The organism is Rhizobium altiplani, assembly GCF_001542405.1.
Classification (GTDB): domain Bacteria; phylum Pseudomonadota; class Alphaproteobacteria; order Rhizobiales; family Rhizobiaceae; genus Rhizobium; species Rhizobium altiplani.
Map to the genome: position 1 here is coordinate 1 of NZ_LNCD01000093.1, position 12,701 is coordinate 12,701.

General features: G+C 61.4%; 9 protein-coding genes and 1 pseudogene. 6 read left to right on the forward strand and 4 right to left on the reverse strand.

Going from position 1 to position 12,701, the window contains the following annotated elements; translation table 11 throughout:
- Positions 1-171: 171 nt before the first annotated feature.
- Genes AS026_RS22585 through AS026_RS22595 form a run of 3 tightly spaced genes read left to right on the forward strand, consistent with a single transcriptional unit; the run spans position 172 to position 3,658 of the window.
- The gene (locus AS026_RS22585) at positions 172-1,758 is read left to right on the forward strand and encodes a Mu transposase C-terminal domain-containing protein (RefSeq protein WP_235777076.1); all 1,587 of its coding nucleotides are present in this window, start codon (positions 172-174) and stop codon (positions 1,756-1,758) included.
- Between the two features lie 2 nt (positions 1,759-1,760).
- Positions 1,761-2,639: a TniB family NTP-binding protein gene (locus AS026_RS22590; protein ID WP_028746973.1), complete on the forward strand. Its 879-nt coding sequence runs from the start codon at positions 1,761-1,763 to the stop codon at positions 2,637-2,639.
- Entirely contained in the window at positions 2,636-3,658 is a 1,023-nt protein-coding gene (locus AS026_RS22595) for a TniQ family protein (RefSeq protein ID WP_028746974.1), read from the forward strand. Before AS026_RS22590 ends, AS026_RS22595 begins: the two co-directional genes overlap by 4 nt.
- A 29-nt stretch (positions 3,659-3,687) precedes the next feature.
- On the opposite strand, the gene scpB is transcribed toward AS026_RS22595, so the two are convergent.
- Both scpB and AS026_RS22605 read right to left on the reverse strand, forming a co-directional pair.
- A complete protein-coding gene (scpB, locus tag AS026_RS22600) occupies positions 3,688-4,380 on the reverse strand; it encodes an SMC-Scp complex subunit ScpB (RefSeq protein WP_051321166.1) in 693 nt (230 codons plus the stop codon).
- A gap of 2 nt (positions 4,381-4,382) precedes the next feature.
- A complete protein-coding gene (locus AS026_RS22605) occupies positions 4,383-5,342 on the reverse strand; it encodes a DUF1403 family protein (RefSeq protein WP_028748909.1) in 960 nt (319 codons plus the stop codon).
- Between the two features lie 127 nt (positions 5,343-5,469).
- Between AS026_RS22605 and AS026_RS22610 the strand changes: the two genes are divergently transcribed.
- Positions 5,470-6,582 carry a tyrosine-type recombinase/integrase gene (locus AS026_RS22610; RefSeq protein ID WP_028748910.1) on the forward strand — a complete coding sequence of 371 codons (1,113 nt, stop codon included), beginning with the start codon at positions 5,470-5,472 and terminating at the stop codon, positions 6,580-6,582.
- A 683-nt stretch (positions 6,583-7,265) separates the two neighbouring features.
- The gene (locus tag AS026_RS22615; protein WP_007538718.1) at positions 7,266-8,183 is read left to right on the forward strand and encodes a recombinase family protein; all 918 of its coding nucleotides are present in this window, start codon (positions 7,266-7,268) and stop codon (positions 8,181-8,183) included.
- On the opposite strand, the gene AS026_RS40285 is transcribed toward AS026_RS22615, so the two are convergent.
- Positions 8,170-10,098, reverse strand: a complete 1,929-nt coding sequence (locus AS026_RS40285; protein WP_425349826.1) for a TniB family NTP-binding protein — start codon at positions 10,096-10,098, stop codon at positions 8,170-8,172. The genes AS026_RS22615 and AS026_RS40285 overlap by 14 nt on opposite strands.
- Here AS026_RS40285 and AS026_RS22625 point away from each other — a divergent pair.
- Positions 10,098-10,708 (forward strand): annotated as a pseudogene (locus AS026_RS22625) (recombinase family protein); the annotation flags it as partial. The gene AS026_RS40285 and the pseudogene AS026_RS22625 overlap by 1 nt on opposite strands.
- Positions 10,709-11,351: 643 nt before the next feature.
- Here AS026_RS22625 and AS026_RS41345 read toward each other — a convergent pair.
- Positions 11,352-12,002, reverse strand: coding sequence for a hypothetical protein (locus AS026_RS41345; protein WP_037076293.1), 651 nt, complete (start codon positions 12,000-12,002; stop codon positions 11,352-11,354).
- Between the last annotated feature and the right edge of the window lie 699 nt (positions 12,003-12,701).

Below are 12,701 nucleotides of genomic sequence, written 5' to 3' on the forward strand. Positions count from 1 at the left end.
TGTGGCTTTTACTTTCGGATTTCAAATCGGAAAATGTCATACAGGCGTTAGGTTTAGACGCTAAATCGGTGTCGATTTTTCGCTAACGATTTCAAATGAAGCCCCTTGCCAAAGCGATTTCACGATCGAACCTTGCCGGCGGATCGCCCGATCTCGGACGAGCAGTGGTCGATGGCGCGTCGCATTGCCCGCGAGTTGGACAAGATCCTCGACGGTCGCGGCCCGAGGCAGGCTACCATCACGCGCGCGGCGGCTGAACTGCGCCTAACCACACGGCAAATCTACAATCTCCTCGCCCGATATCGCGCCGATCGGACGGTGACGGCCCTGCTGCCTCGCACTGCGGTCAGTCGGCGCAAACGGCTGTCGGAACAGATCGAGGAGATCATCGCGACCACACTTCGGGAGAAGTGGCTGACGCTCGAGCCGACCGGACTTGCTCCCGTGGTCGACGAGATCCGCGCGCGCTGCGAGGAAGCCGGTCTTGCCGTGCCGTCCTATGTGACGGTCGCTCGACGCATCCCGGTCTTGTTTTCGCCTGAAGAGATCGCCAAGAAGCGTTCGGCCAATCCGAAGCACTTTTTGCGGCTGAAGCCGCGACCCGGCTATATCCATGCGCCGCACCCGCTCGCCGTCTGCCAAATCGACCATACGCCGACCGATATCAATTTCGTGGAGGTTGTTGACGGGGCTGGTGTGTTCGTCGGCCGCCCTTACCTGACTGTCATCACCGACGTGGCGACACGATCCATCCTCGGCTTCTGCCTCACCTTGGAGAAGCCGTCGGTGCTGTCTGTCGCGCTATGCCTCGCCCAGGCCATGTGTCCGAAAGACGCATGGCTTGCCGCGCGCAATCTCAATCACGCCTGGCCGATGTTCGGTCGACCGCGGCTGCTGGTCGCGGACTCGGCGATGGAGTTCAAGGGGCATGCATTCCAACAAGGCTGTGAGGATTACGGCATTCGGATCCGCCCCCGCGATCGTGGCAGGGTCCATCACGGCGGCGTGGTTGAACGGCTGTTGGGCAAAGTCAACGGAGTTCTCGCTACCTATCCGGGCTCCTCGGGGCGTTCCGTCGCCCACCGCGATGAATATCCATCCGAGCGGCGCGCCTGCCTGAGCTTCGCCGATCTCGAGCGCTGCGTCGCGCTGGCCGTGATCGATCACAATCTGCAGGAAAATTCCAAGACCCTGAAGGTGCCGCTGACCGAATGGCAACGCAACGGTTCGGCATTGCCGGTCTTCGGCGACGATCCGCAACGCGTGCTGCTGTCGTTTCTACCAAGAACGGAGAGGCAATTGTCGCCGCAAGGGATCAGCATGTTCGCCCTGCACTATTATTCGGCGTGGCTGGGCGTCTTCGTTCCAGAGCGGGACCGGCTCGGAAAGCTCGAGGTGCGATACGATCCCCGCGACATCAGTCATGTCTATGTCCGCGACCCGGAAACAAGACAGTTTCGGCCGGTCGAGCGACGCGATGGCCAGTTGTCGCCAGTGACCCTATGGGAACATGCGGCCGAGCGCACCCGTCGGCGCACAACCAATCGACGCTCAAACGTCGAGAAGGTGGCGGTCCGCCGCGAGATCGCAGCCATAGCGGAGACCGCAAAGGCTTCCAAGCGCCAGTTGCGCGACGCTGTCCGCAGCGCACATGCCGCCACAGCGGACAAGCCTTATGCGGTCATGCGGCCGCCGGCGCCTCTACCGGCAGAGCATCCGCCGCGCCAAAAGAGCCGGTTGCCGGTCGAGGATTGGTAGCCATGTCGGATCATTTGCTCGAGCATGTCCGGCCATATCTCGGCCGTGATCGGGAAGAGCGGATCGCCTATATCCGCGCACCCCGTTGGATCGGGCATCATGTCGCCCAGGACAGCCATCGGCGGCTGGCCGAGCTCCTGGAACGACCTCCGTCTTTGCGAACCCAGGGGCTGATGTTGGTCGGCCCCTACGCCAACGGCAAGACGATGATCGCCGAACGCTTCGCCGTCGAGCACCTGAGAGCCGCGCCCGCGCAAAAAGTCTGGATGGTCCAGACACGCGAAGGCGCCGGCCTCGGCCATTTCTATGCCAGTATTCTGCAGGCGCTGCGCGCTCCCGGCGGCGATATGTGGGATGTCGGTCGCAAGGCGGAGCAACTCGACCACTTGCTGGAGAGCCTCAAGCCGAAGGTGCTGATTCTCGACGAGTTCCACAATGCGCTGCGGGGCCGTGCCCGCGACGTCGAAGCCGTCTTTGCCTTCCTGCGGCGGATCGGCCGCCAGTACGACATCTCGCCGGTGCTGATCGGCGAGGTGGCCGTCTGCGATTTCATCAACGCCACCAGCGAGATGGCGAGCCGCTTCGAGCTGGTCGCGGTCCCACGCTGGCAGTATGACGAAAACTATCTCATGCTGCTCGACAGTCTCGAGGCCGCATTGCCGCTGGCCAAAAGCTCCGATTTGTCGAACGAGCCGTTGGCGCGTCGGATATTCAGCCTCTCGGAAGGCTTGATCGGCGAGATCGTCACCATCGTCACCAAGGCGGCCGTCGCGGCGATTGGATCCGGAACCGAACGCATCAGCAAGGCCAGCATCGACGAGCTCCGCCACGTGCCGGTTTCTAAGCGGCGCAACGCGGCTCTGCGCGAGAGCCTTCTATGACGACGGTCGACGCGCCTGCACCGACGATCAGCATCCGTGAACACTATCGTGACGTCGCGTCCGACCGCTGGCCGGTCACCGTCGTGCCCCAGGCAGACGAGTTGCTGTCGAGCTGGCTACACCGGCTTGCACATGCCAATGGTGTTCCGCCGCGAGCCTTCGCTCGCGTGCTCCGGCGCAATGCGGTAATGTGGTCGCCAGCCCTTGATTTCCGGCTGCCGGGTGAAATCGCAAAGCTGCTGAGCGCCAACACCGGTATCGCGCCCGATGAGCTGGCGGCGATGATGTTGCCGCACGCCCTGCCGAGGCAGCTTCTGCTGCCGCTTCGCAACGGCGGACATCGGACAGAGTCAACCTGGCTGCAGTTTTGTTCTTACTGTCTCGCCGAGGATGCACAGCCCTATTTTCGGCGGAGATGGCGACTGGCAACCCGGGTTTCATGCTCGAAACATAGCTGTCGATTGCGCGACCGATGTCCGTCCTGCCAAAGCTGCATCGCGGTCTTTGACCAAGCTGAACTGGTGCCGCAACATTACTGTGCCCGCTGTGGCTACGACCTGCGTCGCGCATCGAGAATTGGCATCAGTCCAGCGGCAAGACAACTCGATCGCTGCATCGACGACATCTGTCGATTGGAAGGGATGAGAAATACGCCATCCAGCCGTTCGCTCATTCGACGCCTTTTGAACCTGCCCGATGGCATCTATTCGACGGCGAACCTGATCAGCCTGTCCACGGCGGCACGGGCGCACTGCATTGCGTGGGCAGCAAACCGACCGGACGACGACTGGCTGACGGCCGGCGACGAAACGGCAGCCGCGCAGTGGCGACTTCTGATCTTGGCGGCGAAGGGCCACCGGAGGCTCATCGAGCGTTTTGCGGACTGCCTCGAGAAACGAAGAGAACTCCGGGAACGCCAGGCTAAGACGACTGTCCAGCCAAAGCCCGTGGACGTGGCCGCCCTGCTCGGAGCGTATGCGCGTGTGATGGAGCGTGGTCGACGTCGTCGATCGGCGTGAGACAGGCCGAAACATAGCTCTTGGATGAATCAGTCGTTCTCCGATGCTTCGCTCTCGCGCATCGGCAGTGCATCCCCCTCGAGCGCCTGCCGGCTGAGCAGTCCCGCGTCCTCCAACCGTTCGAGGTCGGGAAGATCGCGTAGCGTCTCGAGGCCGAACGCCGACAGGAAATGCCTGGTGGTCACATAAGTATAGGGCGCGCCGGGTGTCGGGCTGCGCGGCCCGGAGCCAAGAAAGCCGGCGTCGCGCAAACTGGCGATCGTGTCGCGGCTCACCTCTTTGCCGAACATCTTCGACAGCTCGCCGCGGGTCACCGGTTGCAGGTAGGCGATGGCCGCCAGCACCGCGGCTTCGTGCTCGGACAGCGACACCGGAGACGACCGCGTCGGCGCCTGCGACGCGCGGATCGCGGCCGCATAGGCCGAGCGGCTTCGGTGCTGCCAGCCGCCGGCGACCGTAACGATGTCATAAGGACGCGACCGCAGGTCCTCGCGCAGATCATCGATGAGCAGCTCGATGCTGCAGCTCTTTCCGACCACCCGCGCCAGCGTCTCGCGGCTAACCGGTTCCACGGCGGCAAAAATGACCGCCTCCACCCTCAGCATCCATTCGCGCCAGCGCAGCTCCGGCGGTAGATCCTCAAGTTCCCGGTCATAGAGGATTTCATCCTCCGACCTCGATTTCCTTCCTCGATGTGTCCTGGTTGCCCCCGATCCGGTCATCGTCACAATCCAAAAATCCGGAAGGACGTGCGGCCGGAGAGTTCGCGCACCGCGCCAAAACTCTCGAGCCGCTCGAACAGCCGCGTCGCCGCCCAGCGGGAAAGATCGCTGCCGGGCGCGGAAGCCGGCACGGCATCCTCGTCGAGCAGCTTTTCGAAGACGACACCGGCGCCCTTCGTCCGCACCTTCGGCGCCGCCGCCAGCAATGCCTCGGCGCGCCGGCCGATGTCATTGGCCTGCCGCAGGGCCTCGGTCGTCCCTGACACGAGCGCCAGGCACACTGCCCGCGCAAAGCCAGGCTCGCCGGACCGCACCCGTCCGCGGCCGCCGATCGTCTTAAATGCGGCGCCATAGCGTTCGGCCATCAGCAGCGGCACGCCGCACGCCCAGCCGAGTTTTTCCGCCAACAGCCGATCGGCCAACCACCAGGCGAGGATTTCAGCGTCGGGCCGGGCGGCGCAGATTTTCGCCACCAGCTCGGCGACGGCGAAGGGTGCTGTGCGCGGCGACTGCAGCGCGGCGTCGAACAGATCGGCGAGCTCGTCCAGGCCGTCGCGGCGCAAGCCGATCAGTGCCGCCAACCCCTGCAGAACCTTGCTGCCGATCGTCCGCTTCTTCGCCGCCAGCCTTTGGAAGGCCAAAACCATTGTGCCGGCCGGTCCGGGATCGTCGTCGGGTGTGGTGAGCAGCAGCGCATCGCGCAAGGCCGGTTCGCTCTCGGTGCGGCCGATCAGCTGCACCGCCGATTGCGCGCATCTGAGCGCCAGCCGTTGACGCCAGCAGCCGGCCCAAGCGGGTTCGGTGCGCACCAGATCGTCCAAGGATTTCAGGGCGATGCCGGCGGCGAAGGCGGCGTCCGCCTCACCCAGCTCGCCGCCGCGCGGCAAAACCCAGGCCGGCAGGGGCGGCACGGCCGTGGGCGGAACTGGGGTGACGAGAGGCGAGCGGGAGCGCGAATCCATGCTGCCGAGCATAATCGAAGCGTGCAGTTTATGCCATGCGGTTCTGCCGAAACCGCACGGCCCGTCAACACTGTTTTATGTCCGGTAACCTTCCATTACCGGACATAAAGTGATAGCATCCCGAACCATGGAAAATCCCCCGGCAAACACGCCCAAAATCGACGATTCTAGCACCAACGTCGTCGATCCCGGCAGCGAATTGGGCGCTTCACCTCCCGCCCCCGGGCCGACACCCCGTGTCCCGGCGCGGCTGGAAGCCTTGGTCGAGACCGCGACAGCTTATGCCAACGCCGCCAGTTCCGAAAACACCCGCGATGCCTACGCCAAGGACTGGCGGCATTTCACCGCCTGGTGCCGCCGCGAAGGTTTTGAACCGCTGCCCCCCTCAAGCCAGGTGATCGGCCTCTATATCGGCGCCTGTGCTTCGGGCATCTCTGCCGAAAACCCGAAACGCAGTGCCCCTGCCCTCTCGGTGGCGACGATCGAGCGACGTCTCTCCGGCCTCGCCTGGAATTTTACCCAGCGCGGCGTGCCGATGGATCGCACCGACCGGCATATTGCGACGGTGCTCGCCGGCATTCGCCGCAAGCACGCCAAGCCGCCGCGACAGAAGGAGGCCGTGCTTGGCGACGACATCAAGGCGATGGTCAACACCCTCGGCCACGATCTGAGGGGCCTGCGTGACCGGGCCATCCTGCTCCTGGGCTTCGCCGGCGGCCTGCGGCGCTCCGAGATCGCCGGCCTCGACGCTGTCCGCGACGACAAGAGCGATGGCCATGGCTGGATCGAGATTTTTCCCGACCAAGGCGTCCTGGTGACGCTGCGCGGCAAAACCGGATGGCGCGAGGTCGAGGTCGGCCGCGGCGCCTCCAGCGAGACCTGCCCCGTGGCAGCCCTCGAGAGCTGGATCCGCTTCGGCCGGATTGCGCGCGGCCCCCTCTTCCGCCGCATCTTCAAGGACAACAAGACGGTCGACGTCGAGCGGCTTTCCGACAAACATGTCGCCCGTCTGGTCAAGCAGACCGCACTCGCCGCAGGCGTCCGTTCCGATCTTACGGAAGGGGAACGTGCGTTGCTGTTCTCAGGCCACTCGCTGCGCGCCGGCCTTGCCTCCTCAGCCGACATCGAGGAGCGGTATGTTCAGAAACAGCTGGGTCACGCCTCGGCGGAGATGACGCGTAAATATCAGCGGCGGCGCGACCGCTTCCGCACCAATCTGACAAAGGCGTCAGGGCTTTAAGAGGCCCCTCCCCTCGCCCGGCATGAAATCGTTAGGTCAAAATTGCGTGCCGGATTTTCAGCTTAGCGCTTCAATTGAAATCGGGAAGCAAAAGCCACAGCCGGCCTCAAAAGCCGGTCCTATCAGGCTCGATATGGGCAACTTCACGAGATCGTAAGACATTGAAATAATGGTAAATGATTTGCTAAACGAATGCTATCTGCGCTTTACTGTTCGTCACTGCGTATGATTGGGAGTTGATGTTTAAACCATCGATAAGTAATGCTTATCGGTAGTGATTGATTTGAAGCCGCAAATCAGCGATGTCGGCCGTCCTGGATCACCGGAAATACCCGGTTTTCCGGTCTTCTAGGGCGATTTCGGCCGGGATGCCGGACTCCCCGAAGCAGAATTCGACGGTCGCTGGCCGCGCACAGGTCCCTCCTCTTCTGCGGAATTGAGCTTCCCGGGCCTGGCAGCGGGCTCTTGCTTCCACAGCAGTCCCCAAGCCCCCCGCGCTTCCCGCATTTCCGCCACAGAAGCCCGCTGGCACGCGCTTACCTAGTGGACGCTCCGTTGTTCGTCTCGGGTTATGATTTGAGTCTGGGGGCCCGCTATTCAGACCATAAAACACGCTTGCAACTGTTCGTTTTGTCACGCATTCCTTATCTGTACAAGGCACCCGAAAAGCGCGCGAGAAAACCATGGCAAAACGGCAAGTCGCCAATCCGTCGCCGGCCCCAAAACGTCTCATCGGCTATGCGCGCGTCTCGACCGACGATCAGGTCCACGACGCGCAGATGGACGAGTTGCGCGCCGCCGGCTGCGAGCGGATTTATCAGGAGCACGGATCCGGCGCGTCACGAGCCCGACCGGTGCTGACAAGATTGCTCGGCGACCTGACTGCCGGCGATGTGCTTGTCGTCGTCCGGCTGGATCGCCTCGCCCGTTCGGTCAGCCATCTGTTGCAAGTGATCGAGGACTTGGAAGAACGCGGCGTCCATTTCAGGTCCATCCGCGATCCCATCGACACGTCCACGCCACAGGGAATGTTTTCTCTTCAGGTCCTCGGAGCTGTCGCGCAGCTCGAACGGGCTTTGATCGCCGAACGAACCAGAACTGGCATCAAGGCGGCAAAAGCGCGTGGCAAGCTGCCGGGCAATCCCGGACTTCGAGAGCGACGACCAGAAGCGATCAAGGCGGTATCGAAGGCGCGAGACAAACTCTATCTCGACGAGATGATCTCGTCCGCCCAGACTTGGCTACCAATGGTCCGGCAGCTTCGCCCCCAGCATAGCTGGGACAATGTCGTCCGGGTGCTCAATCGCAGAGGCCATGACTGGACGGTAGAACGCCTGCGCCGCGCGGTGCACCGGATGGTCCGGGAGAAGCTTGCCGACCCCGAACTTTTGGCGCGCTCGCCCCGTCGTGCCCCAGAAGATCACCTGATGAAGCTCGTTGCAGCGATTGCCATTGCTGATCCCGGTCTGTCGCTGCGCGATATTGCCGCCCAACTGGATCAAATGGGTGAGCGACCTGCGCGCGGTGGGCGAAAATGGCAGCCCTCTTCTGTTCGTCACCTGCTGGATGAGGCACATCGGTTTGGCCTCATTCGTCATTGAGGGCGCGGAGCATCAGCTTGCCGATTGCCCGGCTACTCGCGCGCCCTGTTTTGGATGGTAGAGATTTCCAGCCTTCGCTTTCGACAATGCCGCGGGCCAACTGCCGGTACTCGGATTCCGCACGGAGATTTAGGACTGAAGCCGCCCGAGTTCGTAGAGACACCTGATGATACTCGGGGACTGGTCCACGCTCGAATTGCCGAAAAGCCTCGCGAACAGAGGCAGAGAATCGAGCCGTCTTGCAAGTGTCCTCAAAGATAAGGTCTGCGATGGCCGTCATGGTCAAGGCTCGCCATGCCGGTGGAAGGCTGGTCAGCGGCGCGTTACCTGCAGTGGGCGGCGGCCGTTGCCCATAAGGCAGTGGTAAGCCCAGCGTGGTGATGTACGGCATTCCTTCCGGACGTAGCGACCAGAAGAAGCGGCTTGCCGTCTCGATGCGCTCACGCTCAGACCCGACCTTGCCGATGGCCTCGCCTATCAACGAGGCAACCTGCAGCAAGGCTGTCTGATCGCGGCGCTGAAACTTCCGCGCCGAGACAACCACATCGCAATGACGGCAAAACAGTCTCGCGACGCCGGCAGGTGTCGACCGGAACTGAAACAGACCGGTGCGGAAACAAACAGCGCACTTAATCTCGAGGCCAATCTTGTGCCGGGGGCAGACCACTGCTTCGACGCATGCCCAACATCGTCGGCAATAATGATCCCTCCCCTCCTCGACATTTTCATCCAGGCATGACGGACAAACGCCTCGATGGGCGGGATCGCTCACGAATGACGCCCTGCTGCGCCCGGTATTTTGCAGAGACAGTCGCTCGACATCTGCTTGCTTCAGACGACAGGCAAGCGCCCATAAACGGGTCGCAGACTGTCCGGTAGGAATGTCATTACTGAAGAGATGCGGGTTCGAGGCTCCCGAAGCGCCACATACCCAAGACTCAACCTGCCGGGGCGAGCTGGAGTAATGGCTCGCCACTCGCCAACGCCAACAGTTGAGAAGCTCATCCTCAAAGGGCCGCGGGGCGATAGCCAGCAGCCGTACCGGTCTCACTGGCGATGCATGTCGCTGCAGGCGGCCTTCGCTAAGTCGCGCCATCGCCACAAGCGGTAGGACAAGGCTGCCATTGTCGAAGCTCTCCAACGTGATCGCCTCTTTTCCACTTCGGACGGCTTCGACCGCGACTGTCTCGATCAAGCGAAAAATACGCACCGTGACGCCGTCGGTCATCTCCAGCACCTTGCGGCGCACCGCTGCGGTCCCAAGCTGTGATTGCTCGCGCAGAGGCAGGAGGCTCCCGAGACTTGCAAGCAATTGGGCGAGTTGCTGCGTGTTGGACCAGAGCTTCAGGTGGAAGGCCTCAAACCTCTCCGCAAGCTGCGGATCCGTCAATAAAGCCTGTCGGGCGAGATCGGTACCGGCGCAGATTAGAGGGACTTTCAGATCGTTCGCCAGAAAGCGGATGACGTTGAGGAAGACCCGTTGCTGCCGATATGTCCCCGTCAACATGGTATGGATCTCATCGATGATCAGCATCCTCACACCCATCCTGCGCATGAGGGTCAGGCAAGTGGTCTTCAGTCGGAAGGTCGCGTCTCCGCTTGGACCCGATGCACTCATTGCATTGAGGAGTTCACCGTAGACATCGCGTTCAACGGGTTCGGCCGGCATCTGCATCGCCACGACCGGCATGCTCGTCACCCCGGTTCCTCGATCGAAAATAGGCTCGTGATCGAGAAGAAACTTCCGGATGACTTTTGTCTTTCCCATACCGGTATCGCCGTAGAGAAGCAGACAAGGCATTCGATCCCGTGGCGGATAGGAGAGCAGATCCTCAAGCCGCACCAACGCAGCCCTCGCATCGGCTGTTTCCAGCCAACGATCTGCGCGGATCCAGGCGACGTCCTCTGGCTTGATCGGCTAGCCATCTTTTAGCCGTGATGGAGGACCTCGAGGAGCGGGGCGTGCATTTCGGGTCGATACGTGACCCGATCGATACTTCGACGCCACAGGGCACGTTTTCCCTCCAGGTGCTCGGTGCAATCGCGCAGCTTGAGAGAGCGCTGATCGCCGAACGTAGCAAAGCTGGCATCAAGGCCGCGAAGGCTCGCGGCAAACTTCCCGGGAACCCGGGTCTGCGAGAAAGACGACCGGAGGCAATCAAAGCAGTCTCGCAAGCGCGGGAGAAACGCTATCTCGATGATCTTATTGTCTCGGCGCAGACATGGCTGCCGGTGGTGCGACAGCTGCGCCCGCAACATAGCTGGGACAATGTCGTGCGGGTGCTCAATCGCCGCGGTCACGACTGGACGGTCGAGCGCCTTCGTCGCGCCGTTCATCGCCTGGTCCGCGAAAAGCTCGCGGAAAACGAACTGTTGGGCCGGTCCCCTCGCCGCGCGCCGGAGGACCTCTGATGAAGCTGATAGCAGCGATCGCCATTGCCGATCCCGATCTGTCGCTTCGCGACATTGCCGCTCAGCGGGACCAGATGGGAGAGCGGCCTGCGCGAGGCGGCAAAAAATGGTAGCCCTCCTCCGTCCGAGACCTGCTGGACCAAGCCCACCGATTTGGCCTTGTCCGCAGTTGAGAGCACGGCTCACCTGGCGGCGGAGCTGTCCGATGTATAGACTTCCAGACGTAGCTCGAGGATCTGCAAGCGACGGTATTCGCCATCGATTTGCAGCTTCGGCTGAGTGCTTTCAGCCTGGAATACGGCGCCAGTTCTTCCCGCGCCTGCTCCCCTGATCTTCCTCAAGTGACGGGCGGCCGACTATGCGCTGGGCGCTTGGGTGACCGCGGCTAAGATCAATAGCCGTGTTAGCGGGGCCAAATGGTGATGAACCCTGTCTCGCCAGTGGGCCATGCCAACCCGAATCCATTGTCGAGCGCAAGCGCCTTGTCATCAGCGCTGACCACTTCGGATTCGACGACAATCAACTATCGTTCCGACCACTGCTGGTGTTGTCGGTAATCAAGAAGTTGTCCGATCGCGGCCCGTATTGCGAACCGCACCGTCAACGCATCTGTCGGCTTTATCTATGCCATCGTTGCCCGGCCCCTACCATCCACATAGCGCAGGTCGTCACGAAAACTTGGCGGAAAGGACACGCCGGGAACCGCTCCCTTCAGATCGTCGACGAAGCGCTTCTGCAGCTTGCTGTGCCGTGGGCTTACAATCGCCTCGTACGCACGCACATATCGGCAATATTCATGTGCCGCAGCTTCGCCGGCTCGGCCTTTTTTCGGCCGTCTTTCGGCTTTGTACCGGGGACGATTTCCTTGCCGCTTATTAGATTTCTGATTGACCGCACAATTCGACGTGCTTCAAGGTTCTCAGTGTCTTCGGCATACCACCAGCTTGCCTGACCGCTCCAACCGGGGCCTCGCCCAAGCGCCAGCTTCAAATTCCGCTGACCGATGTCGATCAGGAACGCATCTTCTACCTTTGCCCGAACTCGGAAACTGTCGGTTTCATCTTTCCTGTGCCGGTCCAAAGGGTAAACGCCCTGAAAGTTTTGTCGATATCGATACAAACGCGCGTTTCGATGCCAACCGACAACGCACCGGGGGTCATTTCCCTCTATCGGTGCGGTCCATACCACATCGACCTCGTCGACAAAGTCGGCGCTTCTATCCGCACCGAGCCGTTGGATATTCACCTGGCGGTCAATATCGCCTTTACTCGTTTCGAAGTGCCCGTAAACGCAACCATCCTCGCAGCCGAGAAAGTTGAGTTCTTCACCACAATAGCCCTGAGACCTAGGAAAACCTCCGCCGCCCTTTGGCGGATCTTTGGGATCACGTCCGGCATAGTTTTTCATCCAAGAGATACTGCAAAAAGCATAGGCATGCGTACGCCCCCCTAAAAACCAGCCTCGCGTTAGTGGTGCAACCACGAGCGTGCGCCAAGCTTGCGCAGCGCAAATCCACGTTCCGACAAAAGAATTGCCTAGGCTGTTTTAACAAGCGCGGAGACCAAAGGTGGCCCTATCTTTCGGCTAAAGCACCACGCTCAGCCCCTTCTTGCCTCGAACGCGGCCCGAACGGCGATCAACCGCTCACTCTCCCCTCTTGACCAAGCCGGCACTACTGTGTTTCTGCAACTGCCAAAACAATGATTTTCCAAGATCGTTGCATTTCAAGCGATTAGGTCAGTGGTCAGCTGACCACTGCAAAAGCGACGTGCGGGAAGCCTTTACTGCCATGATTTATCAGGCTTCTCGTCCCGGCAGCTTCAACGGGATAGAACCGTCGCCGGAAACGATCTCGAAGAGCGCCCCGGTAGAGCTGCTGCGATCCATTTCCCGCCCCACCTGGTGAACAGGCCGTGACTAACGGAACGATTGAAGACCAATTCGGTCGCGCGCCTTCCCCTCCGCTATTCGGGTCTGACCTTAAAGCCACTGCCGACTTCAGGAAGAGCACACCGCTGAACAGCAATCGCTAACCCATGACCGCATTGCCTCTCTCGATCTCTCGCACGTTTCCGTTTGACTCGAGCAGCTCGGATTTTATCCATC